Source organism: Sphingomonas sp. P4_G3, assembly GCF_056401105.1.
This window is the reverse complement of the sequence record NZ_JBFUJZ010000009.1, coordinates 179,363-203,708: the sequence shown is the minus strand read 5'-3', so window position 1 is coordinate 203,708 and position 24,346 is coordinate 179,363. Positions and strand designations below refer to the sequence as shown.

The 24,346-nt window shown below is 65.0% G+C and carries 24 protein-coding genes; 9 read left to right on the top strand and 15 right to left on the bottom strand.

Going from position 1 to position 24,346, the window contains the following annotated elements:
- Positions 1–2: 2 nt before the first annotated feature.
- Together AC1DQQ_RS18775 and AC1DQQ_RS18770 are read right to left on the bottom strand one after the other, a co-directional pair.
- Positions 3–1,253 carry an N-acetylmuramoyl-L-alanine amidase family protein gene (locus AC1DQQ_RS18775; RefSeq protein ID WP_478046290.1) on the bottom strand — a complete coding sequence of 417 codons (1,251 nt, stop codon included), beginning with the start codon at positions 1,251–1,253 and terminating at the stop codon, positions 3–5.
- A 54-nt stretch (positions 1,254–1,307) separates the two neighbouring features.
- Positions 1,308–1,520, bottom strand: coding sequence for a hypothetical protein (locus AC1DQQ_RS18770; RefSeq protein WP_478046288.1), 213 nt, complete (start codon positions 1,518–1,520; stop codon positions 1,308–1,310).
- A 211-nt stretch (positions 1,521–1,731) separates the two neighbouring features.
- Between AC1DQQ_RS18770 and AC1DQQ_RS18765 the strand changes: the two genes are divergently transcribed.
- The 6 genes from AC1DQQ_RS18765 (at position 1,732) to AC1DQQ_RS18740 (ending at position 9,480) form a co-directional block, all read left to right on the top strand.
- Positions 1,732–4,446, top strand: a complete 2,715-nt coding sequence (locus tag AC1DQQ_RS18765; protein WP_478046287.1) for an Rne/Rng family ribonuclease — start codon at positions 1,732–1,734, stop codon at positions 4,444–4,446.
- 99 nt (positions 4,447–4,545) lie between these two features.
- A complete protein-coding gene (locus tag AC1DQQ_RS18760; protein WP_478031503.1) occupies positions 4,546–5,889 on the top strand; it encodes a M48 family metalloprotease in 1,344 nt (447 codons plus the stop codon).
- The gene (locus AC1DQQ_RS18755) at positions 5,886–6,620 is read left to right on the top strand and encodes a DsbA family protein (RefSeq protein ID WP_478031502.1); all 735 of its coding nucleotides are present in this window, start codon (positions 5,886–5,888) and stop codon (positions 6,618–6,620) included. The genes AC1DQQ_RS18760 and AC1DQQ_RS18755 overlap by 4 nt, the downstream gene beginning before the upstream one ends.
- Positions 6,621–6,684: 64 nt before the next feature.
- Positions 6,685–7,617: an ABC transporter ATP-binding protein gene (locus AC1DQQ_RS18750; protein ID WP_478031501.1), complete on the top strand. Its 933-nt coding sequence runs from the start codon at positions 6,685–6,687 to the stop codon at positions 7,615–7,617.
- Between the two features lie 217 nt (positions 7,618–7,834).
- The gene (locus AC1DQQ_RS18745; protein ID WP_478031499.1) at positions 7,835–8,596 is read left to right on the top strand and encodes an ABC transporter permease; all 762 of its coding nucleotides are present in this window, start codon (positions 7,835–7,837) and stop codon (positions 8,594–8,596) included.
- Positions 8,597–8,697: 101 nt separating this feature from the next.
- Positions 8,698–9,480 (top strand): nuclear transport factor 2 family protein, encoded by a 783-nt coding sequence (locus AC1DQQ_RS18740; RefSeq protein WP_478031498.1) that lies wholly within the window; start codon positions 8,698–8,700, stop codon positions 9,478–9,480.
- An 81-nt stretch (positions 9,481–9,561) separates the two neighbouring features.
- Here the strand turns inward: AC1DQQ_RS18740 and AC1DQQ_RS18735 are convergent, their stop codons facing one another.
- The 8 genes from AC1DQQ_RS18735 to AC1DQQ_RS18700 all read right to left on the bottom strand — a co-directional run bounded on the left by AC1DQQ_RS18735 (position 9,562) and on the right by AC1DQQ_RS18700 (position 16,441).
- Complete coding sequence (locus AC1DQQ_RS18735) at positions 9,562–9,825, bottom strand: hypothetical protein (RefSeq protein ID WP_478031497.1); 264 nt, start codon at positions 9,823–9,825, stop codon at positions 9,562–9,564.
- Between the two features lie 21 nt (positions 9,826–9,846).
- Complete coding sequence (locus AC1DQQ_RS18730) at positions 9,847–11,718, bottom strand: CocE/NonD family hydrolase (RefSeq protein WP_478046285.1); 1,872 nt, start codon at positions 11,716–11,718, stop codon at positions 9,847–9,849.
- Positions 11,719–11,764: 46 nt separating this feature from the next.
- Positions 11,765–12,181, bottom strand: a complete 417-nt coding sequence (locus tag AC1DQQ_RS18725; protein ID WP_478046283.1) for a hypothetical protein — start codon at positions 12,179–12,181, stop codon at positions 11,765–11,767.
- Positions 12,178–12,921: a CPBP family intramembrane glutamic endopeptidase gene (locus AC1DQQ_RS18720; RefSeq protein WP_478031494.1), complete on the bottom strand. Its 744-nt coding sequence runs from the start codon at positions 12,919–12,921 to the stop codon at positions 12,178–12,180. Before AC1DQQ_RS18720 ends, AC1DQQ_RS18725 begins: the two co-directional genes overlap by 4 nt.
- A 203-nt stretch (positions 12,922–13,124) precedes the next feature.
- Complete coding sequence (gene glpX / locus AC1DQQ_RS18715; RefSeq protein ID WP_478031492.1) at positions 13,125–14,093, bottom strand: class II fructose-bisphosphatase; 969 nt, start codon at positions 14,091–14,093, stop codon at positions 13,125–13,127.
- A gap of 61 nt (positions 14,094–14,154) precedes the next feature.
- Positions 14,155–14,958, bottom strand: a complete 804-nt coding sequence (locus AC1DQQ_RS18710; RefSeq protein WP_478046281.1) for a glutaminyl-peptide cyclotransferase — start codon at positions 14,956–14,958, stop codon at positions 14,155–14,157.
- Entirely contained in the window at positions 14,958–15,779 is an 822-nt protein-coding gene (gene dapD / locus AC1DQQ_RS18705; RefSeq protein WP_478041113.1) for a 2,3,4,5-tetrahydropyridine-2,6-dicarboxylate N-succinyltransferase, read from the bottom strand. Before dapD ends, AC1DQQ_RS18710 begins: the two co-directional genes overlap by 1 nt.
- The gene (locus tag AC1DQQ_RS18700) at positions 15,776–16,441 is read right to left on the bottom strand and encodes a pyrimidine 5'-nucleotidase (RefSeq protein ID WP_478041114.1); all 666 of its coding nucleotides are present in this window, start codon (positions 16,439–16,441) and stop codon (positions 15,776–15,778) included. The genes dapD and AC1DQQ_RS18700 overlap by 4 nt, the downstream gene beginning before the upstream one ends.
- 78 nt (positions 16,442–16,519) lie before the next feature.
- Between AC1DQQ_RS18700 and AC1DQQ_RS18695 the strand changes: the two genes are divergently transcribed.
- Positions 16,520–17,518 (top strand): LLM class flavin-dependent oxidoreductase, encoded by a 999-nt coding sequence (locus AC1DQQ_RS18695; RefSeq protein ID WP_478046279.1) that lies wholly within the window; start codon positions 16,520–16,522, stop codon positions 17,516–17,518.
- A complete protein-coding gene (locus AC1DQQ_RS18690; protein ID WP_478031484.1) occupies positions 17,515–17,745 on the top strand; it encodes a hypothetical protein in 231 nt (76 codons plus the stop codon). Before AC1DQQ_RS18695 ends, AC1DQQ_RS18690 begins: the two co-directional genes overlap by 4 nt.
- Here AC1DQQ_RS18690 and AC1DQQ_RS18685 read toward each other — a convergent pair.
- From AC1DQQ_RS18685 to AC1DQQ_RS18675, 3 genes are all read right to left on the bottom strand, one after another.
- On the bottom strand, positions 17,742–19,049 hold the full coding sequence (locus AC1DQQ_RS18685) for a sensor histidine kinase (RefSeq protein WP_478031548.1): 1,308 nt from the start codon (positions 19,047–19,049) through the stop codon (positions 17,742–17,744). The two genes, AC1DQQ_RS18690 and AC1DQQ_RS18685, sit on opposite strands and share 4 nt — an antisense overlap.
- A gap of 355 nt (positions 19,050–19,404) precedes the next feature.
- Positions 19,405–20,085 (bottom strand): response regulator transcription factor, encoded by a 681-nt coding sequence (locus AC1DQQ_RS18680; protein WP_066590860.1) that lies wholly within the window; start codon positions 20,083–20,085, stop codon positions 19,405–19,407.
- 40 nt (positions 20,086–20,125) lie between these two features.
- Complete coding sequence (locus tag AC1DQQ_RS18675) at positions 20,126–20,422, bottom strand: PepSY domain-containing protein (RefSeq protein ID WP_478031483.1); 297 nt, start codon at positions 20,420–20,422, stop codon at positions 20,126–20,128.
- A gap of 269 nt (positions 20,423–20,691) precedes the next feature.
- Between AC1DQQ_RS18675 and AC1DQQ_RS18670 the strand changes: the two genes are divergently transcribed.
- Positions 20,692–22,473 (top strand): ABC-F family ATP-binding cassette domain-containing protein, encoded by a 1,782-nt coding sequence (locus AC1DQQ_RS18670; RefSeq protein WP_478046277.1) that lies wholly within the window; start codon positions 20,692–20,694, stop codon positions 22,471–22,473.
- 10 nt (positions 22,474–22,483) lie between these two features.
- On the opposite strand, the gene AC1DQQ_RS18665 is transcribed toward AC1DQQ_RS18670, so the two are convergent.
- Positions 22,484–23,587: a sensor histidine kinase gene (locus AC1DQQ_RS18665; protein ID WP_478046275.1), complete on the bottom strand. Its 1,104-nt coding sequence runs from the start codon at positions 23,585–23,587 to the stop codon at positions 22,484–22,486.
- Between the two features lie 119 nt (positions 23,588–23,706).
- Positions 23,707–24,231, bottom strand: a complete 525-nt coding sequence (locus AC1DQQ_RS18660) for an RNA 3'-terminal phosphate cyclase (protein ID WP_478031479.1) — start codon at positions 24,229–24,231, stop codon at positions 23,707–23,709.
- Positions 24,232–24,346 lie beyond the last annotated feature (115 nt).

Genomic DNA, 24,346 nt, shown 5'->3' with positions numbered 1-24,346 from the left:
CATCAATTCGACGCAAGCTTTCTGGCGAAATTCACTTGTACCGCGCGTTCGACGCTTTGCGCGATACGCTTGCGACCCTCCGGAGAGTCCAGGAAAGCCGCGTCTTTCGGGTTCGAGATGTAGCCCGTCTCGAACAATACAGACGGCATATCCGGCGCCTTCAGGACCATCAGCGATGCGAATTTGTGAAAGCCGGGGCGCAGCGGGATGTTCGGTTCGGCTTCGCGGCCGAGCAAGCGCGCGAACGCGGCCGAGGCGTTCATCGTCTCGCGCTGGGTAAGATCGATCAGGATCGACGAGACGTCGGCATTCTCGCTGCCCAGATCGACACCGGCGATGACGTCGGCCTTGTTCTCGCGCGCCGCCAGCCGGGCGGCTTCCTTGTCAGACGCGACTTCGGACAGGGTATAGACCGAGGCACCCGAGGCATCGCCCGCCCCGACGCTGTCGCAATGGATCGAGATGAACAGATCGGCCTTGAGTTTGCGCGCCACGCCATAGCGTTCCTGCAGCACCAGGAAACGGTCGTCATCACGCGTCAACGCCACCCGCACTCGGCCCGATTTGAGCAATTCGTCGCGGATCGCCCTGGCGATGCGCAACGTCACGTCCTTTTCCTTGATCCCGCTGGTCGGCGAGATCGCGCCGGGATCGAACCCGCCATGGCCGGCGTCGATCACCACCAGCGGACGGCCGGCATCGCCGTCGATCCGCGGCAGTGCCAGCGTCTTGCTCGCAGCCGGCACGGGCACCGAAACCGAATAGCGCGCGCTGCTGCTGACGGTGTCGGGCAGGTTGAACGGCGGCAGGAAGCTCATCCGACCGGCCGCCGCGGCGCGCGCGAAGCCGGCATCGTCGGTGGTGCGGAGTTGCAAGGTCAGCACGCGGCCATCGGCACCGAACGAGCCATCGGTGACCACGGCCGGGCGAGTCAGGTCGAACACGACGCGGGCGCCGCCGTCGCGCGCGCCCTCGCGCACCGCATCGACCAACCCGCCGGTGGCAACGGCTCCGCCCGGCGCGGCGTCCGCGATGTCGAGCGCGACACGCTTGGGCGCGACCAGCAGGAAACTCGAGGCGTCGGCGACCTTCTGGTCGAACGTGACCACGATGGAGTCATCCCTGACGTCCACGCGCTGGATCGTCGCTGCCCAAGCGGGGCTGCCGCCGAGCCACAGGGCCAACATGGCAAGAATGAACGACACACGCACGTAATGGCGCGCGGGCCGGTAACCGGTCCAGCGAAAAACCATCTGGAAGAACCCCTTTTACTCGCTCTTCTGAAACGGGGTTACCGCGCCGCTTACTCAGGCTCGGTGAAACGACAGGGTTAATCCGTCGTTCGGCACGTTTTTGCCGACATGATCGGCAGAAACCTGCCAGTTGAAGCGGACGATGGCAGGTGCTACCTGAATCGTAACCGGCACCGCGACAATGATTTGTCCGGAAGTCGCCGGCCCCACGGCCGCCCCGGCGTTCATCGGCAGGCGGTCCATCAGGTTGACGTTCGCATGCTGCATTTCCCTCGCCTAGTGCTCGACCCGGCCATCGCCGGCGAGCGCGTTGGCGCGGGTGCCCCGGCCGTGATGCCCGGGCGTGCGCAGCGAACAGACGCACATCCACCATCCCGCACCGGCCGGTCACGGATCGACAATCCGTCCACCGACGCCGCGCGACTTATTGGCGCGCCCCTACCCTTATCGAAGGTCCGGCGCGCCCGGAGAGAAAATAATGACCATGCGTATGTTGATCGACGCACGCCACCGGGAGGAAACCCGGGTGGCGGTCGTCAAAGGGAACCGCATCGAGGAGTTTGATTTCGAAAGTGCCGAGCGCAAGCAGCTCAAAGGCAATATCTATCTAGCCAAGGTTACCCGCGTCGAACCGTCGCTCCAGGCGGCGTTCGTCGATTACGGCGGCAACCGCCATGGCTTCCTGGCCTTTTCGGAAATCCACCCCGATTACTATCAGATCCCCAAGGAGGATCGTGACGCGCTCCTCCGCGAGGAAGCCGAGCACGCCGCCGAGGAAGCCGCACTGCGCGCCGAGCTCGACGCCGAGGATGACGAGCACGACGATCACGAGCCTTCGGAAGAAGAGATCGAGCGGCTCGACGATGACGGCGCGCCCGACGAGGACGTCGCCGCCGAGCAGGAAAGCAGCGGTGGCGGTCGCCGCCGTGGCCGCAAGGACAATGGGTCGGAGGATCAGGTCGAGGCGCTGCGCCAGCGCCGCATGAACCTGCGCCGCCGCTACAAGATCCAGGACGTGATCCGGCGCCGTCAGGTGCTGCTGGTCCAGGTCGTCAAGGAAGAGCGCGGCAATAAGGGCGCGGCGCTGACCACCTATCTGTCGCTCGCCGGCCGCTATTGCGTGCTGATGCCCAATACGTCGCATGGCGGCGGCATCTCGCGGAAGATTTCCAACGCCGCCGACCGCAAGCGGCTCAAGACGATCATGGCGGAGCTCAAGCTGCCGCCGTCGATGGGCTGCATCGTCCGCACCGCGGGGCTCCAACGCACCAAGGTCGAGATCAAGCGCGACTTCGATTACCTCGCCCGGCTGTGGGATGGGATCCGCGAGACCACGCTCGCCTCGGCGGCACCGGCGCTCGTCTATGGCGACAGCGACCTGATGAAGCGGGCGATCCGCGACATCTACAACAAGGACATCGACGAGGTGATTGTCGAGGGCGATGACGGCTATCGTCAGGCCAAGGAGTTCATGAAGCTCCTGATGCCGAGCCATGCCCGTCGCGTGAAACATTATTCGGACCCGGTACCGCTGTTCCAGCGCGCCGGGGTCGAGGATCAGCTGTCGGCGATGTACCATCCGGTGGTGCAGCTCAAGTCGGGCGGCTATCTGGTCATCAACCCGACCGAAGCGCTCGTCTCGATCGACATCAACTCGGGCCGTTCGACGCGCGAGCACAATATCGAGCAGACCGCGACCGCGACCAACCTCGAGGCCGCGCAGGAAATCGCGCGCCAGTTGCGCCTGCGCGACATGGCGGGGCTGGTCGTCATCGACTTTATCGACATGGACAATGGCTCCAACGTCCGGAAGGTCGAGAAGGCGATGAAGGAGGCGCTGAAGAACGATCGCGCCCGCATCCAGGTCGGCCGGATTTCGAGCTTCGGCCTGATGGAGATGAGCCGCCAGCGCCTGCGCACCGGCGTGCTCGAAGCCTCCACTCGTCAGTGTCCGCATTGCGAAGGCACCGGCCTGGTCCGCACCGCCTCGTCGGCCGGCCTGTCGGCGCTGCGCATGATCGAGGATGAGGCCGCGCGCGGCCGCGGCTCGCAGATCACCTTGCGCGCATCGCAGGAAGCGGCGTTCTACGTGCTCAACAAGAAGCGTGCGGACATCGCCGAGATCGAGGATCGCTATGGCGTCCAGGTCGTCATCCTGTCCGATGGCGAGACCGAGGGCGCGCGGATGACGGTCGAGGCGTCGGGTCCGCCGCCGGTCCACGCGCCGCGCTTCGAAGCGCTGATCGAGGAAGAGGAAGAAGACGATTTCGTCGAGGAGGATCTCGACGAGGAAGAAGAAGCCGAGGAAGAGCGGACGGAGCGTGCTGAGCGTGGCGAACCGCGCGAACGCTCGGACGACGACAGCGATGCCGGCCGCAAGCGCCGCCGTCGCCGCCGTGGCCGCCGCGGTCGTGGCCGTGACGAAGGCGGTGAGGATGTCGCCACGCAGCAACCGCGCGAAGAGGGCGACGCCGAGAGCGATGGCGAAGAGGCAGAAGCCGTCGAATACGCCGCTGCCGGTGAGACCGAAGGCGAAGGCGAAACGCGCGGCCGTCGCCGCCGTCGCGGCCGTCGCGGCGGACGTCGCACCGAAGGGCCGACCGACGCTATCGTCGACGCCGGGGAAGCCGATGCCGGCGATGCCGGTGCGGTGATCGCGACGCACGCCAATCCCGACGTGCCTGTGGCGGTTGAGCCCGACGTAGCGCCCGAAGCGGAGGCCGCGCCCAAGCGCACGCGCCGTCGCCCCAAGGCGCGGATCGCCGAGGAAACCGCTGCAGCACCGGTGGCCGAAGCGGCCCCCGCGCCGGAACCCGAGCTCGTAGCAGCAGAGCCGGCGGCCAAGCCCAAGCGCAGCCGCAAAAAAGCCGCGCCGGTTGAAGCGGAAGCAGCCAATGCAGAACCCGTCCCGGCCGAAATGCCCGCGGCGGCAGAGGCGGCGGCGGCATCTCCGTCGATCGAGCTGGCGGAACCCGCGGCCAAGCCGAAGCGCAGCCGCAAGAAGGCCGCGCCGGCCGACGCCGCGACCGAATCGGACGCACCGACCCCCTCGCCTGCGGCGGCCAACGACGCCGACAAGACGCCGATGGCGGCCGATGCCGACGGCGCAGCACCGGCCGATGATGCCGCTGACGACACCGACGGTGACGGCTCGCCGCGCCGTGGCTGGTGGCAGCGCACTTTCGGCGCATGATCGCACGGGCCGGTCCCTCGCGCTTCAGGACGGGTTCACCCGTCCCGGCGCAGGGGCCGGCCGCATGCGCCCAATGGGACCCGAACGGATGACCGGACGATGAGGCGATTGATCGCGCTGTTCGCGACGGCAATCCTTCTCTGGGCGCAGCCGGCTTATGCGCAGGGCATCCTGCGCGATGCCGAGACCGAATCCCTGTTCAAGGACATGTCGCGGCCGATGATCGTCGCCGCCGGTCTGTCCCCGGCCAACGTCCAGGTCGTGCTGATACAGGACGATTCGATCAATGCCTTCGTCGCGGGCGGGCAGATCGTCTATATCCATTCGGGCCTGATCCAGGCGGCGGACAATGCCAACGAGGTGCAGGGCGTCATCGCGCACGAGCTTGGCCATATCGCCGACGGCCATGTCGTGCTGGCCGATGCCGGCGCCAAGCCTGCCATGGGCATTTCGCTGCTCAGCCTGGTGCTCGGCATCGCGGCGATGGCGGCGGGCGCAGGCGATGCCGGCGCCGGCATCATGGCCGCCGGCCAGCAGGCCGCGATGGGCAAGTTCCTATCCTTCACCCGCGTCCAGGAAGCCACTGCCGACGCCACCGGCGCCAAGTTCCTGCGCGAGGGCAACGTCAGCGGCAAGGGCATGATCAGCTTCTTCAAGAAGCTGGCCAATGAGGAATATCGCTACGGCCTGCAGAATATCGATCCGTATGCGCAGACCCACCCGCTGTCGAACGAACGCATCAACACGCTATATGCCGACGTGAAGGCGTCCCCCGCCTGGAACAATCCGCCCGACACCGCGCTCGACGAGCGGTTCAAGCGGATCAAGGCGAAGCTCTATGGCTATGTCTCGCCCTATGCGTCGACGCTCAACAAATATCCCGAGAGCGACCAGTCGATCTACGCGCATTACGCCCGCGCTTATGCCTGGCACAAAGCGGGCTATCCCGACAAAGCCGATGCCGAGACGCGCGCACTGGTCAAGCTGAAGCCCGACGATCCCTATTTCCTCGAAATTCGTGGCCAGATCCTGCTCGAAGCCGGCCAGCCCGCCGACGCACTCGCGCCGTTGAAGGAAGCGACCGAGCTGACCCGCTACAGCCCGCTGATCGCCACCACTTATGGCCATGCGCTGATCGCGACGGAGAACAAGGCCAATTATCCCGAGGCGATCCGCGTGCTCAAGATCGCGACCAACAAGGACGACGACAATCCGTTCGGATGGTATCAGCTGGGCACCGCCTATGAGCTGACCGGCGATACCGCCCGCGCCTCTTTGGCCGCCGCCGAGCAAGCGAGCCTGACTGGCGCAACCGCGCGTGCCGTGATGAGCGCCCGCGCCGCGATGGCCAACCTCCCGCCCAACAGCTCGGACTGGATCCGCGCCCAGGACATCGCTATGACCGGACAGAACGAACTCGACCAGAAGAAGCGCAAGCGATGAGCGATTTCCTGTCGTCGCGCTTCGCGCTGCCGCTGGTCGCGGTCGCCGCCGCCTTGCTTGGCGCCGGCGCCACCTGGCTGGTGCAACGGCCGACCGATGGCGCCGAAATCCGTGAGTATCTCCTCTCCCATCCCGAAGTGCTGCCCGAAGCGATGCAGAAATTGCGGGAGCGCGAGGCGGCCGAGCAATCGCGGCAGACCGGCTCTTTCATCGCCGCCAACCGCGATCGCATCTTCCCTGCTCTGGGCAGCGCCTGGTCCGGCAATCCCAATGGCGACGTCACGGTGGTCGAATATCTCGACTATAATTGCGGCTATTGCCGCGCCAGCCTACCGATCCTCGACAAATTGGTCGCGAGCGATCCCAAGGTGAAGATCGTGTTCCGCGAACTTCCCGTGTTGAGCGAGGAAAGCAAGGTCGCGGCGCGCTATGCCGTGGTCGCCGCCAAACAAGGCAAATATCGCCTGCTGCACGATGCGCTTTATGCCGGTGGCCCGTTGAGCGACGCGAGCATGGACGCGGCCTTGCGCACCGCAGGGCTCGACCCGGCGGCGGTCAAGGAAGCGGCGAAAGCGCCGGACGTCGGTCGCGCTATCGAGAACAACCTGGCGATGGTCGCGCCACTCGGCATGTCGGGCACACCTACCTGGGTGATCGGCGACAAGGTGCTGTCGGGCTTGCAGCCGCTCGAGACGATGCAGGCGGCGGTCGCGGCGGCGCGGACGAAATAAGCCGCGCGGGAGCGGTTGCACCCGCGACCGCCCCGCCCCATTTCCCCGTTTCTAGGGGAATTGCATGACCGAACCGATCCTGAGCGTCCGCGGCGTTTCAAAGACCTATGCCTCGGGCGTCCACGCGCTCCACGCCGTCGACCTCGACATCAACAAGGGCGAGATTTTCGCGCTGCTCGGCCCGAATGGTGCCGGCAAGACGACCTTGATCAGCATCATCTGCGGCATCGTCACGCCGTCGACCGGGACGATCACGGTCGGCGGCTTCGACGCGATCGGCCAGCCCAAGCGCGCGCGCCGGCAGATCGGCCTGGTGCCGCAGGAACTCGCGACCGATATGTTCGAGACGGTCGAATCGACCTGCCGCTTCAGCCGCGGCCTGTTCGGCCACCCACAGAAATCCGGCCATATCGACGAGGTACTCAAGGACCTGTCGCTCTACGACAAGCGCAAGGCCAAGATCATGGAATTGTCGGGCGGCATGAAACGCCGCGTACTGATCGCCAAGGCGCTCGCCCACGAACCCGACATCCTGTTCCTCGACGAGCCGACCGCCGGCGTCGACGTCGAACTGCGCCGCGACATGTGGAAGCTGGTCCATCGCCTGCGCGAAAAGGGCACCACGATCATCCTGACCACGCACTATATCGAGGAAGCCGAGGAAATGGCCGATCGCGTCGGCGTGATCTCGGGCGGCAAATTGCTGGTGGTCGACGAGAAAGCCGCGCTGATGAAGAAGCTTGGCAAGCGCGAACTCGACATCGCGCTCAACGAGGCGATGAGCACGATCCCGGGCGAGCTGGGCGATTGGGATCTCAGCCTGGAGAATGAGGGCAAGACATTGCGCTACGTGTTCGACGCGCAGGCCGAGCGGACGGGCATTCCGTCGCTGCTGCGCAAACTCGCCGACCTCAATATCGGCTTCAAGGATCTCGAGACGTCGAAATCGAGCCTGGAAGACATCTTCGTCGATCTGGTCAAGGAGGGCCCGAAGTGAGCACCAATCAAATCCTCCCCGTTCACGGGGAGGGCGTTGGGGCTTTGGTTCGCCCCCGGCGAACCAAGATCGTGTCCGGGGGACACGATCTCGCCCCAACGCAAGACGCGCAGCGGCTTGGTGGAGGGGGTTCTCCCCTCGCGAATCCATCGCTGCACACCCCCTCCACCATCGCTGCGCGATGGTCCCCCTCCCCGCAAGCGGGGAGGATTTCCCGATGAACGTCCACGGTATCCTGGCCATCTACAAGTTCGAGATGGCGCGCGCGCTGCGCACCTTGTGGCAGAGCCTGGTCACCCCGGTGATCACCACCAGCCTCTATTTCGTCGTGTTCGGCGGCGCGCTCGGATCGCAGATCAAGGAAGTCGACGGCATTGCCTATGGCAGCTTCATCGTGCCGGGGCTGATCATGATGTCGCTGCTGACGCAGAGCATCAGCAACGCCTCCATCGGTATCTACTTCCCTAAATTCACCGGCACGATTTTCGAACTGCTCTCGGCTCCGATCAACTCGATGGAGATGGTGATCGGCTATGTCGGCGCCGCTGCGACCAAGTCGGTCGTGCTCGGGCTGATCATCCTGGCGACGGCCGCCTTGTTCGTGCCGATCCCGATCCATCACCCCTTCGCGATGGTCGCGTTCCTGCTGTTGACCAGCATCACCTTCAGCCTGTTCGGCTTCATCATCGGCGTATGGGCAAAGGGGTTCGAGCAACTGAACTTCGTGCCCGCTTTGCTGATCACGCCGCTGACCTTCCTGGGCGGCGCCTTCTATTCGATCAGCAAGCTGCCCGATCCGTGGCGCACGTTCAGTCTGTTCAATCCGGTCGTCTATCTGGTCAGCGGATTCCGCTGGAGCTTCTTCGACAAGGGCGACGTGCCGGTCGGGATCAGCCTGGCCGCGACCGGCGGGTTCATGCTGCTGTGCCTGGCGGTGATCACATGGATTTTCCGGACCGGATATCGGTTGAAGAACTGATGCTCAACCATTCGTCTCTGGTGAACGAAGCGCTGCGATCTTCTGAATTTTAGACGAGTTCCGGCAGGGTTAGGACGTGATGGTCATTCCAGGAGGCCATGATGTCGATGATCGTTCTTGCCGCGGCGCTCGCGGCCGCCAACCCGACACCGCAAGCCGCAATTGCCGCTTATGGTGAGGCGATCGCGCGTAACGATCCAGCGATGCTCGCTCGGGCGTTTCAGCCGAGCGCGATCATGTACTGCATCCGCGACGGTGCGATCCGCGCGACGTACCAGGCGCAATGGAAAACGCGGATGCGCACCGAAACGCCCGCGGCCGGGCCGAACTCGACCAGGATCGACTGGCTCGATCAGGGTACCGATACCGCGCTCGCACGCGTTGCCGCGGTGCGCGGCGACAAGATTTTCACCGACTATCTGTTGCTGGCAAGGATCGCCGACAGCTGGCGGGTGATCGGCAAATTGTGTCAGGCCGACGCTCGGGACATTCCGGCATCGCGCGCCGCGGTGAGCGCGGTGATCGATACCAAGCTTGCGTCGGACCGGGCATGGGATACCGACCTGCTCGCCGCGAGCATCGACCAGCGTGCATTGGTGATGACGGTCGAGGACGGTGAATTGGTCGCGGCAACGCTCGCCGAGTGGCAGGCGCGCTATCTCGACCGGCGCGCCACGTCACCCGGCAACGCCGTCATCGAGACGAGCCGAGTGATCGACGCGCGCGGTGATATCGGCGTCGCACGCTGGTCGTTCCGTGCCCGCGACGGCAGCGAGTGGACCGATCGGGCGTTGATGCTGCGCACACCAGCCGGATGGCGGATGATGGCCCTCGTGTTCGTCAAGGAACCGGCTGTGGCGCGCTCGGGTCGCAGATCAAGATAGTCGGCGGCATCGCATATCGCAGCTTCATCACGCCCAGGCTGATCATAGTGCAGCTGCCGGCGTAGAGCGTCGATCCAATTTCTAGGGATTGTTCAGCGGCCAATGCGCATGATTGGCCCTGTCGCCCAGTGCGATCAAATCGTCGTTCGGATTATGCGCCCTGCCGAGCTTGAGCGCGTGGTCTGCCTCAAGCACTTCTTCCCACGGTTGCTCGTGCCGCGGCGTTTCGACGTCGTCATAAACCTTTGCGCGTACGCGCTTCATACGCCGCCACATCAGCACCATCGCGACGAACGGGAATGCCACCGCTCCCATCAACAATATCAAGCTGAAAAAGTCTGCCATAATGCCCCCCGAATATCCGGATCACCCCATTACGGGTAACGTCACCTTCGACCCCGAACACACCTTCTGCGTCGCCTTGACGAAGTCGCTCGCCTTGGCCCGATAGGGATTGGCGACGAAGGTCTGCGGATTGCGATCGATGACCGGGAACCAGGTCGACTGGATCTGGACCATGATGCGATGGCCTGCCTTGAACACATGGTCGTGGTCGCGCAGCGGCACGTCCCAAGCGACGACCTTGCCCGGCACCAAGGGCTGGGGATTGGTGTCGCTGGCCAGGAAGCGCCCGCGGCGGACGTCCATCGCGATCGGCCACTGATAGCCGTTCAACGTCTTGGCATAATCGCCGACCGCCCATTGCTTATTTTCGGTATTCTCGAAATCGCTGGGCAAGACGTCGATCAGCTTGACCACGAAGTCGCTGTCGGTGCCGCTGGTCGAAGCCATCAGGGTCGCTGCGATCTTGCCGGTAACGGTCAGGTCCTGCTTCAGCGGCTCGGCGACATAGCTCAGCACGTCGGGACGATGATCGACGAAGCGCTGGTCGTCGCTTTCCCACCAGGCCCAGTCGGGCGTGGCATAGGTCCGGCTCATCGGGCGCTTGCGGAACGGCACCGGGTTGGCGGGGTCGCTGACATAGTCGCGGCACGCCTCTCCCGCTCGGGGCGCATCGAACGACAATGAGCCGTCGTCGTGGAGAAATAGCTCGGTCGGCTTGGCGCCCTTGGGCGGCCAGGAGGCATAGGTCTTCCACGCGTTCGATCCGGACTCGAACATCTTCGCGGTGAAATCGGGTCGAGTGCCCTTGTTGTGCAGCCAATAAGCGAAGAACGGCGCCTGGATCTGCGTCTGGAACTGGGTGCCGCTGTCCGTGCCGAGCGGGATCGGGCCGAGGAAATCGCCCTTGCCCTGCCAGCCGCCATGGCGCCACGGGCCCGAGACGATCTGCGCGAGATTGTTCGGGTCGTTCTGCTTTTGCTTGGCATAGATCTGCCACGACCCCCAGGGATCCTCCTGATCCCAGAAGCCGGCGACGTTGAGCGTCGGCACCACCGTCTTGCCGAGCGCCTTGGTCCAATTCTGATCGGTGTAGAAATTGTCGTGATTGGGATGGTCGAGCAGCGCCGTGAACATCGGCACGCTGCCCTTGAACACCTGTTTGTCGATAGTCTCGACCGGCCCCATCCGCAGATACCAGTCATAGGCATCGGTCAGCCCGTCGAGACTCAGTTCCTTGTTTTGCGTCTTGTCGACCTGCAAGCTCGACACCCATTCGGTCGCATAGCTCAGCCGGAGCGCGCCATTGCGGTGGAGATCGTCCGACAGCCAATAATCGATCCACGCCGCCTGCGGACTGACCGCCTTCAACGCCGGGTGCGGCTTGGCCAGCGCGACGGCGGCGGCGAAGCCTGGATAGGACACGCCCCACATCCCGACCTTGCCCGAATTGTTGGGCACGTTCTTCACCAGCCAGTCGATCGCATCATAAGCGTCACTCGCCTCGTCGGTTGCCTTGGGATCGTTGGGATGGACTGCGGTCGACAGCGTGAACACGCCGTCCGACCCGAACCGCCCGCGCATCGACTGAAACACGAAGATATAGCCGTCGGCGACCAACGGCTTCCAGCTCGCCGGGATCGCCGGCGGCAGTGCCTGGGGCACGCCATAGGGCGTGCGCTGGAACAGGATCGGCAGCTTGCCGCTCGCATTCTTCGGCGCGATGATCACCGTCTCCAGCTTGGCGCCGTCGCGCACCGGCACCATTACCTTGGTGTAGGTGAACTGGCTCGTCACATCGCTCGCCGCGGGTGGCGGCGCTGCCTGGGGTCGGGCGAGCGCGATCCCGCTCGCACCCAGCAACAATATGGCGGCGATCAGCCCCTTGGCGCGCATGTGATTCTCCCTTTGGCGCATACCCTGTCGGGCCGCGCGGAAAGGGTCAATCGGTCGTGAGCGTCACCACGCCGATGGCGTGGACGATCCCGATCGCCAGGACGATCGCCGAGCTAGTCCACAGAAAATTGGGGCTGCGATCGGGCATCACGCGGAACAGAAGTGGTAAGGCGGCTGCACGCGCCAGGAGAATCGCCGTGATCGCGATCAAGGCTGGGCGAAGCAGCGGCAGGCGCGGCAACAGGTCCGCCCCGGAAAAGGCGAAAACCGCCCAAATCGCGAGGATCGCCGCAATCGCCAAAGTGATCAATGTCGGCTTCATCATCCCGCGCTCAGCCATAACCACCATCGCGTCACCCGCGCCGAAGAAGCGATACCAGGCCGGACCACCGAGGATGCAACCGAGGTGGAGCAGCGCGGCGACACCGTCCAGCGCTCCCGCCGCGATCAGCCATCGGTTCACGCCGCCGCCTGTCGCCACGCGCCGCGGATCGCTGGGCGGATCGCCAGCGTCATCAGGTCGATCGTGGCGTGGAACAGCATCGCGATCGCGAGCGACCCGCTCATCAGATACATCGCGGTAAACAGGATTCCGACCAGGCTCGTGACGGCGATTCCCTTCCATCCCTGATAGGCGTGCGCCAGCCCGAACAACAGGATGGCCGCGACGACCGCGGGAGTAGCACCGATGAATGCAGCGAGCAGCATCGGCAGGAGGAGGCGAAAGAACAATTCCTCGCCGATCCCCGCCGCCACCGAGATCGCCGCGCCGAGCAGGACTTCATCGCGGTCACGCGGCAGCAACGCGGACAGTCGTGCGAGATAAGCGGGCGCGCCTTTGCCGTTGCGCCAGCGCCGCCATGTCAGCAAGGAACCAAGCGGGATCGCGGCCAGTACAGCGAAGCCGAACATCGGCGTAAGCAACGGATCGATAGGGACCGCCGGCGCGTCGCCACGTAGCATCGTGGAGGCAGACCACAATTCAGGCGGCAATTCGGTCACCGCCCCGATCCGACCGAGTAGCAGCAAACCGATGATCGGCGGCAGCGTGAACTGGATGACCTGCGCAGTCAGCATACGGCGGTAAAAGGCCTTGCGCCCTACCTCGCCGGCTTCCGCCAGCAACCGGTAACCGCGCGGGCCCGCGACGACGTTGAGCGCGACGATCGCCAGCATGACCGTGAGGAGGATCGCGTTGGTCATGGTGCGCGCTTCACCCAAAAACTCCCCTCCCTGAAAGGGAGGGGTCGGGGGTGGGTGGCGAGCGCAGCGAGCTCCCTTCGGTCGCACCCACCCAGCGTTCGGGTGAACCATGCCCCCGGCATGGTTCAGAAATGCGTGGGACGCATTTCGGCCCGAACGCTCCCTCCCTGGAAGGGAGGGGAATATGGCAGGCACAACCGCGATCACCCGATCCTGTGCTCGCCCTTGACCCAGCGCACGGTGCCCGAGCTCGCGCGCATCACCACCGAATTGGTCGTCATGCGGTCGCCGCGGCGCTTGACGCCCGCCAGCAGCGAGCCGTCGGTCACGCCGGTAGCGGCGAAGATCGCATCGCCCTTGACCAGCTCCGATAGGTCGTACTGCTTGTCGAGATCGGTGATGCCCCATTTGCGCGCGCGGCCGCGCTCGTCGTCGTTGCGGAACAAGAGGCGGCCCTTGAACTGCCCGCCGACGCAACGCAAAGCCGCGCAGGCCAGCACGCCCTCCGGCGCGCCGCCCGAGCCCATATAGACGTCGATCGTCGTGTCGGGATTGGTCGTCGCGATCACGCCCGCGACATCGCCGTCGCCGATCAGCATCACCCCGCAACCGATCGCGCGCAGCTCGGCGATCAGCGCCTCATGCCGCGGGCGATCGAGCACGCAGGCGATGATCTCGCTGGGCTTGACGCCCTTCGCCGCGGCGATCGCATTGACGTTTTCGGTCGGCGACTTGTCGAGGTCGATCACACCCTCGGGATAGCCCGGACCGACCGCGATCTTGTCCATATAGACGTCGGGCGCGTTGAGGAGATTGCCCTCTTCCGAAATCGCCAGCACCGCGAGCGCATTCGGGCCCGCCTTGGCGGTGATCGTGGTGCCCTCGAGCGGGTCGAGCGCGATGTCGATCTTGGGTCCCTTGCCGGGCGCCGAGCCAACCTTCTCACCGATATAGAGCATCGGCGCCTCGTCGCGTTCGCCCTCGCCGATCACGACCGTGCCATCCATGTAGAGGCTGTTGAGCGCGGCGCGCATCGCCTCGACGGCGGCGGCATCGGCAGCCTTTTCATCGCCGCGGCCGACGAGCGTGGAGGCGGCAATCGCCGCGGCCTCGGTCACGCGCACCATTTCGAGCACGAGCACGCGGTCGAGAACGTCGCTGGCAGTCGTCATATTCGGGGCAATCCTCTTGTCTGATTTCGTTAGATTTGTGCGCGCGGATAGGCGCGGCGCGTTACGGAGTCGAGACGGCGGCGTCGGCGGAGGACTCCGCATCCTTGGGCGCCTTGATCTGGAATACGTACGGCCAATCCTTGCCGGTGACGAACAGCCGCCGCTTCTTGGCATCCCAGGCGATGCCGTTGGGCACGTCATTCTCGGCGGTCGCGCCAGACTGGCGGTGAAGCTCGCTGACGTCGATCCAGCCGATGACATGGCCGTCGCCGGGGTCGATCCGCGCGATCAGATCGGTCAGCCAGATATTGGCCAGGATCTCACCATCGACATATTCGAGTTCGTTGAGCATCTTCACCGGCCGGCCGCCATCGGTCACGGTCAGGTGGCGCTTGACGGTGAACGTAGCGGGATCGACGAAGCGCAGCACCGGCGAGCCGTCGGACATGATCAGCCCACCCTTGTCGTCGGCGGCGAGCGCCCAGCCCTCGCCCTGATATTTGAAGCTGCCGAGCCTTTTGAAATCCTTGGCCGACCAGCGGAAGCCGACCTGGTTCTTCCAGGTGAGACTGAGGATCGTGCCGTTCCACGGTGCGATCCCCTCCCCGTAGAACGGCGGGTCGACCGCGACGCGTGCCATCACCTTGCCGTCGCTCAGCCGCACCTTGCGGATGCCCGACCTGTTGAGCTCGCCGGTGCTCTCGTAGAGATAGCCGTCCTGCCAGAAGAGGCCTTCGGTGAAAGCGCGATTGTCGTGCGGGAAGGTCGCGACGATCTGCGCGGATTGCACCGGGACCGATTGCGGCGTCGAGCCGACCTGCGGCAACAGCCCCAATAGACCGAGCAGAAGGCCGGTAATCGGCATCAGTCGCGCAGCAACTCGTTGATGCTGGTCTTCGATCGCGTCTGCTCGTCGACGCGTTTGACGATGACCGCGCAGTACAGGCCCGGCTTGCCGTCCCCGCCGCCGATCGAGCCGGGCACGACCACGGCATAAGGCGGCACTTCACCCATCAGCACTTCGCCGGTGGCGCGGTCGATCACCTTGGTCGACTTGCCGAGATAGACGCCCATCGACAGCACCGCGCCGTCGCCGACGCGCACACCTTCGGCAACTTCGGATCGCGCGCCAATGAAGCAGCCGTCGCCGATGATCACCGGATCGGCCTGGAGCGGCTCGAGCACGCCGCCGATCCCAGCGCCGCCGGAAATGTGCACATTCTTGCCAATCTGCGCGCAACTTCCGACCGTCGCCCAGGTATCGACCATCGTGCCTTCGCCGACATAGGCGCCGATATTGACGAAGCTGGGCATCAGCACCGCGTTCTTGCCGATGAACGATCCGCGCCGCACGACCGCGCCGGGGACGACGCGGAAGCCGGCATCGCGGAAGCGGTTCTCGCCCCAGTCAGCGAATTTGGACGGCACTTTGTCATAGGCAGGCGCGCCCGCCGCGCCACCGTCGATCACCGTATTGTCGTTGAGCCGGAACGACAGCAACACCGCTTTCTTCAGCCATTGATTGACCGTCCAGCCATCGGCGCCCGGTTCGGCAACGCGTGCCTGGCCGCTGTCGAGCAGTTCCAGCGCCGCCTCGACCGCGTCGCGGACCGCGCCCGTCGTGCCGGTGCTGATCGTGGCCCGGTCTTCCCATGCGGCGTCGATCGTCGCGGGCAGGTCGGTCATGCTTCCTCCAAAATATCGTGCAGCCAATGGGTGATATCGCGGGTGGTGAAGTCGACGAAATCGCGGTCGCCCTCCTCGCCCTGTTCGGAGCCGTTGTCGACCCACAAGGTGGTCATGCCGATCAGCTTGGCCGGCTTCAAGTTGCGTGCCATGTCATCGGCGAACAGGCTTTGCGCGGGATCGAGCTCGTAGGCGTCGCAGAGATGTTGGTATGCCTCCGGTGCGGGCTTGGGGCGATATTGAGCGGCATGGACGTCGTGGATCGCCTCGAAACTCTCCCCCAGACCCAGCTTGGACAGGATCTTGCCGGCATAAAGTGCGTCGGCATTGGTGAAGATGATCTTGCGCCCCGGCAGCCGCGCGATCACCGCGGCGAGCGGCGCATTCTCGTCGAGCACGTCCATCTCGATATCGTGGACGTCGGCGAGATATTCGTACGGGTCGACGCCATGTTCGGCCATCAGCCCCGACAAGGTCGTGCCACGAGTGTGGAAATAGCCCTTCTGGATCTTGTACGCCTCGTCGCGATCGACCTTGAAGAAGCGCGCGATGTAATCGGTGATCCGCCGATCGACTTGCTCGAACAATCGCGCGCCATGCGGATAGAGCGTGTTGTCGAGATCGAAGATCCAGTTCCGGACGTGGTCGAGCCGCGCATGCATGCCGGGCGCTCTACGGTGCGCGCCGGGCAGCGGCAAGGCGCGCCTTGAGCAATCGCGACGACACACTATCTCCTCGCGATGATCCCCTATTCGCTGCTCGATCTGGTCCCTGTCGTCGAAGGCGGTTCGGTGCCCCAGGCGCTGGCCAATGCCGCCGACATGGCGCGTCATGCCGAAGCCAATGGCTATCATCGCTATTGGGTGGCCGAACATCACGGAATGGACGGCATAGCCAGCTCGGCGACCGCGGTGGTGATCGCGCATGTCGGTGCGGCAACATCCACAATCCGCATAGGGGCGGGCGGCATCATGCTTCCCAATCATGCACCACTGATGATCGCCGAGCAGTTCGGTACGCTCGACGCGCTGTTTCCCGGCCGCATCGACCTCGGTCTGGGGCGCGCTCCGGGCAGCGATCAGCGCGTCGCGCGCGCGATCCGGCGAGCGCTGGACACCGATCCCCAGGCGTTCCCGCGCGACGTGCTCGAACTGCAAAGCTACTTCGCCGATGACGGCCAGACAGGCATCCGCGCGACGCCCGGCGCCGGGGCCAAGCCAGAATTGTGGATATTGGGGTCGAGCACGTTCGGGGCTCAGCTCGCGGCGATGCTCGGCCTGCCCTACGCTTTCGCCTCGCATTTCGCGCCCGACGCGCTCGACCAGGCGCTGGAGATCTATCGCCGCGACTTCCGTCCTTCGGCGCAACTCGACCGGCCACATGCGATGGCCGGATTCAACGTGTTCGCCGCCGATAGCGACGAGGAAGCGGAGTTCCTTGCAAGTTCGCAGCAGCAAGCGTTCGTCGCGCTGCGCACCGGCAATCCGCGCCAGCTGCCGCCGCCGGTCGCGGGCTATCGCGACAGCCTGCCGCCGCCGCACGCTGCCATCCTCGACCATGTCCTGCAATGTTCGGCGGTCGGCAGTTCGGCAACGGTCGAGCGTGGCATCGCGGCGTTCGTCGAGCGCACCAAGGTCGACGAGTTGATGATCGTCAGCTCGATCTACGATGTCGAGGCACGCAGGAAGAGCGTGGCGATCGCTGCCGAGGTTATGCGCGGCGTGACGGTCGCCGCGTGACCGAATGGATCATCAGCGCTGTGGCGGTGGTCGCTTTCCTGTTGCTGATGCCGATGATGGTGCGATCGTCGCGTCGGTCGAGACGCGGGCGTGGATCGGGTGCCGCGGTTGGAGACGTACTGATGGGCGCGTTCGATCCGGCGAAGCAGGCTGCCATCGAGCAGATCCGCAAGCAGAAGGAAATCGGCGATCATGAGCGCGGCTTGGTCGGCGAAAAACGCGATTAGGTCGCCGCCGGCAGCCTCAGCCGCACCAGCAGCCCGCCGAGATCCTCGCTTTCCTCCAGACTGACCGTGCCCTCGTAGATCTCGGCGACATCGCGCACGATCGCCAGGCCGAGGCCCGTACCAGGCTTGCCGGTGTCGAGCCGGACGCCGCGATCGAAAATGCGGACGCGTTCCTCCTCGGGGATGCCTACGCCGTCGTCCTCGACCAGCATTTCGACGAAGCCGGCCTGCGCGCTCACCGTCACGAACACGCTGCCGCCGCCATATTTGGCTGCGTTCTCGATCAGATTGCCGAGCATCTCGTCGAGGTCCTGGCGTTCGACATGGACCTGTAAATCGTGCGGCCCGTCGGCGTCGATGCGGACGTGCGGATAAAGTCGCGACACCGCGCGCTCGACCGAATCCAGGCTGGGCCATACTTCGGCACGGCTGTGCGCCGATCCGCGCCGGCCGACTGCGCGAGCCCGGGCGAGATGATGGTCGACCTGACGCCGCATCGTCCGCGCCTCGCGCACGACAGTATCGCCGAGATCGTCGGCCTTGGCGGTGGCGGCGTTCATGATCACGGTCAGCGGGGTCTTGAGCGCGTGCGCCAGATTGCCAGCATGGCGCCGCGCTTCCTCGGCCTGCTTGTCGTTATGTTCGATCAGCGCGTTGAGCTCGTCGACCATCGGCGCGACCTCGGCCGGCATGGCGCCTTCGATCCGCCGCGCGCGGCCACCGCGCAGCCGCGCGATCTCGCCACGCAAGCGTCGGAGCGGACGTAGACCGTACCAGGTCTGCAGCCCCGCCAGGACGATGAGGCCGAGCGCGAGCAGCAGGAAGCTTCTGACCAAGGTTCGTCTGAGCGCGTTGATCTGCGCATTGAGTCCGTCACGGCTCTGCGCCACCTGAAACCGCCAGCGCACCGGCGAGCCAGGCAGCTTGATGTCGCGCTCGACGATCCTCAGCTGCTCGCCGGCAAATTGGTCGCTGTCATAGGTGTGGACTTCGAGGTCGTTATGATCGCTGCCATAAGCAAGCCGGCGATCCCACAGAGATTGCGACGAAAATGGCTCGCGGTGGCGCGCGGCAACCTGCCAGTACAGCCCGGAATAGGGCTCGAGGAAACGCTGATCGGCGGCGGCGCGGTTGAACACGACTTCGCCGTCCGGGCCGATTTCGGCCGACGTGAACAGCGACGTCAGGACATAATTGAGCTGGTCGTCGAAATTGCGAGTCACCGCGCCGGTCAGCACGCGGTCGAGCGCGTACCCGCCGCCGGCAAGCAACAGGCAAATCCAGATCGCGGCGATGATGATCATGCGCCGCCCGAGCGACCCCGTCACCACGGCGCGCGCGGTGTTGGGCGATCGCCGCCACAACACCCATGCCAATCGCAGCAATGCCAGCACCGACAAGACGAGCAGGCCGCGCGCGGTCCACACCTGATCGGGATTGAGCAGCAAGATAGTCGCCAGCGAGCCGGCTCCGAGCACGATCAGCGCCGCGATCTCGCCTGGCCGGCGGTATTTGCGAACAAAGACGCGCCAGCGCTTGATCGGCCGTTCCGGCGGCGCGTCGGCCCCCACGACAGTCAAACGCGCCTGAGCGTCCTTGGTCAGTTCGTCCGCCGACGGCACGGCGATCAGATCGCGTCCCTCGGCCACGCGCTATCTCCTATTCCGCGCGCGGCGGACCGTCGGGATCGTCCAGGCTATAGCCCAGGCCGCGGATCGTGGTGATGACGTCCTGCCCCAATTTCTTGCGGATGCGCGTCACGAATACCTCGATCGTGTTCGAATCCCGGTCGAAATCCTGGTCGTAGATGTGCTCGATCAGCTCGGTGCGGCTGACGATCTTGCCCTTGTGGTGGAGCAGATAGGACAGGAGCTTATATTCCTGCGCGGTCAGCTTCACCGGATCGCCGGCGAGCGTGACCTTGCCCGAGCGTGTGTCGAGCCGGACGTCGCCCGCTATCAGTTCGGACGAGGCATTGCCCGAGGCGCGGCGGATCAGCGCGCGCAGCCGGGCGATCAATTCCTCGGTCTGGAACGGCTTGGCGACATAATCGTCGGCGCCGGCATCGAGGCCCGCGACCTTGTCCGACCAGCTGTCGCGCGCGGTCAGCACGAGCACCGGGGTAGTCTTGCCCTGTTTGCGCCAGCGGTCGAGAACAGTCAGCCCGTCGATTTCCGGCAGGCCGAGATCGAGCACGATCGCGTCGTAATTCTCGGTCTCTCCAAGAAAGAGGCCTTCCTCGCCATCGCCCGCCGTGTCGACCGCATAGCCCGCCCCTTCGAGCGTGTTCTGCAGCTGCTGGCGGAGATTGGGTTCGTCCTCGACGATCAGAACGCGCATTGTGATCCCCTTCGCGCGAGCCCCTTCACAGGAGCTCGGATTAGCCGGTGCGGCCGATGATCTGGCCCGAACGGCCGTCGACCTTCACCCAGATGACGGTTCCATCGCGCAGGAACTTGAGCGTGTAAATGCCGCTATCCGGATCGAGCTCGGGTCCGAGATATTGCGCGCCGCGCATCGAAGGCACCACGCGACGCTCGATTTCAGGCAGCGGCAGCACGCGGCCTTCGCGCCGCGCTTCCCACGCGCGCCGCTGGTCGCGCTGGAAATGCGGTTCGACGGGCGGCGGAAACGCCGTCTGAGACAGGGTCAAGGCAAGCGACGCGAACATCAACATGGCTGGTTGCATAGAGCGACGGGCTTGAACACCCTGTGAATGAGCCGAAGCGCGGCAGACGGCCACGTCCGGCTGACTCGCGCAAGGCCGGCAGGCAGGTCGCGCAAGCGAGCTGGTCGACGACACGGAATTTACTTCCGTGTCGGCCCCTCGCCTTCATCCCATCACGCCGCGGCAAAGCCGCGTCGTCGACCCTCGCCCGGAGCGAGGCCGGCCGGGCGTGCGCGGCCCCTCGATTTAGCGTTGCTAAATCGCTAGGTGCGCACGCCATGGCAGCCCCTATCCTATCGTATGAAGACCTCGGCCTCGTTCAGGGCGCCGGTTGGCTGTTCCGTCATCTCGACCTGCATATCGGCGAGCGCGACCGGCTCGCGCTGATCGGGCGCAACGGTGCGGGCAAGACCACCTTGCTCAAGCTGATCGCCGGCGCGATTGAATCGGACGAGGGTCGCCGCACCATCGTGCCGGGTACCAATGTCGTGCTGCTAGAACAGGATCCGCGGGTCGATGGCTGCGCGACGCTCGCCGATTTCGTGATGGCCGGGCCCAATGCGCCCGCGCGCCACGAAGCCGATGCGATCGCCGATCAGCTCGGCATCGATTTGTCGCGCGACGCCTCCTCGGCCTCGGGCGGCGAGCGCCGTCGCGCCGCGATCGTCCGCGCGCTGGCGCAGAACCCCGACGTGCTGCTGCTCGACGAACCGACCAACCATCTCGACATCGCCGCGATCGAATGGCTCGAGCAATGGCTGACGCGGTTCACCGGCGCCTTCGTCGTGATCAGTCATGACCGCACGTTCCTGACTCGCCTGACCCGTCAAACCCTGTGGCTCGACCGTGGGACGATCCGCCGCAGCGAGATCGGCTATGGCGGGTTCGAGGCGTGGACCGAACAGGTCTATGCCGAGGAGCAGCGCGCCGCCGAGAAACTAGACGCCAAATTGAAGCTCGAGGAACATTGGCTACAACGCGGCGTCACCGGGCGCCGCCGCCGCAACATGGGCCGACTGGCGAAACTCAAGGACATGCGCGCCGAACGCGCGGCGATGCTGGGGCCACAGGGCGCCGCCGCGCTCGTCACCGGCAGCGACGACGTCAAGACCAAGGTGGTGATCGACGCCAAGCACGCGACCAAGGCGTTCGGGGGCCGCGTCATCATCCGCGACCTCAATTTGCGCATCACGCGCGGCGACCGGATCGGCATCGTCGGCCCCAACGGCGCGGGCAAGACGACGTTGCTCAGGATGCTGACCGGCGAACTCGAGCCCGATAGCGGCGTGGTCAAGCTCGCCAAGACGCTCGATGGCGTCGTGATCGACCAGCAGCGCAAGCTGATGGCGCCGGAGAAACGCGTGCGCGACGTGCTGGCCGATGGCGGCGACTGGATCGAGGTGCTCGGGGTCAAGAAACATATCCACGGCTATCTCAAGGACTTCCTGTTCGATCCCAATATGGTCGAGGCACGGATCGCGACCTTGTCGGGCGGCGAGCGGTCGCGGCTATTGCTGGCGCGCGAATTCGCGCGGCGGTCGAACTTGCTGGTGCTCGACGAGCCGACCAACGACCTCGACCTCGAGACGCTCGACCTGCTCCAGGAAGTGATCGCGGATTATGAGGGCACGGTGCTGATCGTCAGCCACGACCGCGACTTCCTCGACCGCACGGTGACGCTGACATTGGGTCTCGACGGGTCGGGCACCGTCGACGTCGTCGCGGGCGGCTATGCGGACTGGGACGCCCGGCGCAAGCGGCGGCCGGAAGCGAAGAAGGCGGCGGCGAAACCCGCCGCGACACCGCCGGCCGAGAAGCCCAGGGCGGCCAAGCTCAGCTACAAGGACCAGCGCGACTACGATTTGCTGCCGAAGCGAATCGAAGAGATCGAAGCCGCGATCGCGCGCGACGAAGCGGCGCTGGCCGACCCCGCGCTCTACGTCAGCGACCCGGCAAAGTTCGCCGCGCTGACTAAAGCGATCGACGCCGCGCGCGCCGAAAAGGATGCCGCCGAGGAACGCTGGCTCGAGCTTGCCGAACAGGTCGAAGCGCTGGGTTGAACTACGATCCTCACGCAGCTTTCGGCATTCGGGAAGTGAAGGATGCCCGCGTCACCGAGACGGTCAGTCCCGGCCCCGTATCCGAATGCTCGACGCTTGCGCCCAATTGCTTGGACAGCGCCTTGATGATGGTCGTACCCAACCCGGCCTCCGCGGGTATTTTTTGAGGGACGGACCGGCCTACGCCGTTGTCGGAGACGGTAAGCTTCCAGTCGGGCCCCTTGACCTCATAGGTCACCATGATCCGGGCATCGGCCTTGCCGCCGGGAAAGGCATATTTGATCGCGTTGATGACGAGCTCGGTCACGATCAGCCCCAGACTGACCGCGGTAGCCGATTCGATCATTCCCTCATCGGCCATTGCTTCGATAGTGACGGGACTTGCTTCGCCGATCATCGACGCCGCCAGCCCGGCGCACAATTTGGCGAGATAGGTAGCAACGTCGATCTGATCGATGCCGTCGGTGGTGTGGAGATATTGCTGGACCGCAGCCACCGACATCACGCGTTGATGGGCGTCGTGCAAATGGCCCCTGGTCTCCTCCGACAGCACCGCCCGCGCCTTCAACAAGAGGATGCTGGCGATGATCTGGAGGCTGTTGGCGACCCGGTGGCGCATCTCTTCGAGCAGGACCTGCTTCTGGCCGAGCAGATCTTCGGTCTGCGTCAGCAGCGCGCTTTTCTCGCGCTCGATTGCGCGCCGCGCAGTGATGTCGCGGAAAGCCAGCAGGATGGTGATGTTGGGGCTGTCCTGGTAGATGACCTTGCGCGCGTTCAGCAGCATGATCCGTTGCCCGACATCGGGGAAATCATGCTCGACCTCGAAATTGTCCATCGCGATGCGATCGGGAATGACCGTCTCGAGCAAATGACGCAGCGCAGGGATATTCCACTGCCCATCCCCCAGATCGAACAGCAGGCGGCCGTCGGTGTGGTGGGCTTCGACCTTGAAGACCTCGTAGAAGGATCGGCTCGCGGTAAGCACGCGAAACTCCTCGTCCAGAATCAGGAACGGCTCGGGAATCGTGTTGACGATCGCCAGCGCGAGCACCTGTGCCTCGGCGAGATCGTGAATCGGATCGATGGGAATGCCTCCGCTTGCAGGCGGGAGCACGTTCGTCTCTCGGTTGCCGTTGCCTGCGGGGCGGATGGGCAATGCCGCGCTATATCATCCTCCGCCGGCGCGACCTAGGACATCGTTCGCTTCACAATGCAGCCTGACCCGAGGTCGAGCTAGTTCCGGCTTACCAAATGGCTGCCGTCCGGTAGCTGATCGAACGCCCAGCGCTGACCGGTAAACTGCTGGATCACCTCCGCTGCCGTCCGCGCGTGCTGGCTGGGTTTCACTGTCGTGAAACTCCCTCCGCCGGCAAGCGCGAATGGCAGCAGCAACTGGTCCGCCAGATAGGGACCCGCGAAGGCACCCGAAGCGAGGAATCCCGCCATCCGCTGCGCCGCCGTCTTCGCCAGCGATTCGGCCGATACGCCCAATTTGCCGAACCCGGTCACCACTTCGACCGCGTTCTCGAACACCGCCTCGAGCAGCAAGGCGTTGCCCGGGCCTTGCTCCTCGGGCAGCTGACGGACCGAGAAGGCGTCCTCGGGCCAGTCCGGCAGCAGCTTGCGCGCAACCTTGATCTCGCGTTCGGCGATATCGAACGGAAGCCCGGCGACTCGTTGCTCTCGACCGCCAACGACGCGGATCGGCTGCGCGATTATCTCGCCCGGTTCGGACTGGACTGGGCGATAATTTCGCAAGCCTAGCGGCCGGCAAACCGGGGCCTATCAAACCGCAAATACCGTTGACCGTTGTCCGGCGAGTGTGGCACTGCCCAGCCCGCTGAACATCCAACTGCACAAGGCACGGCAAAAA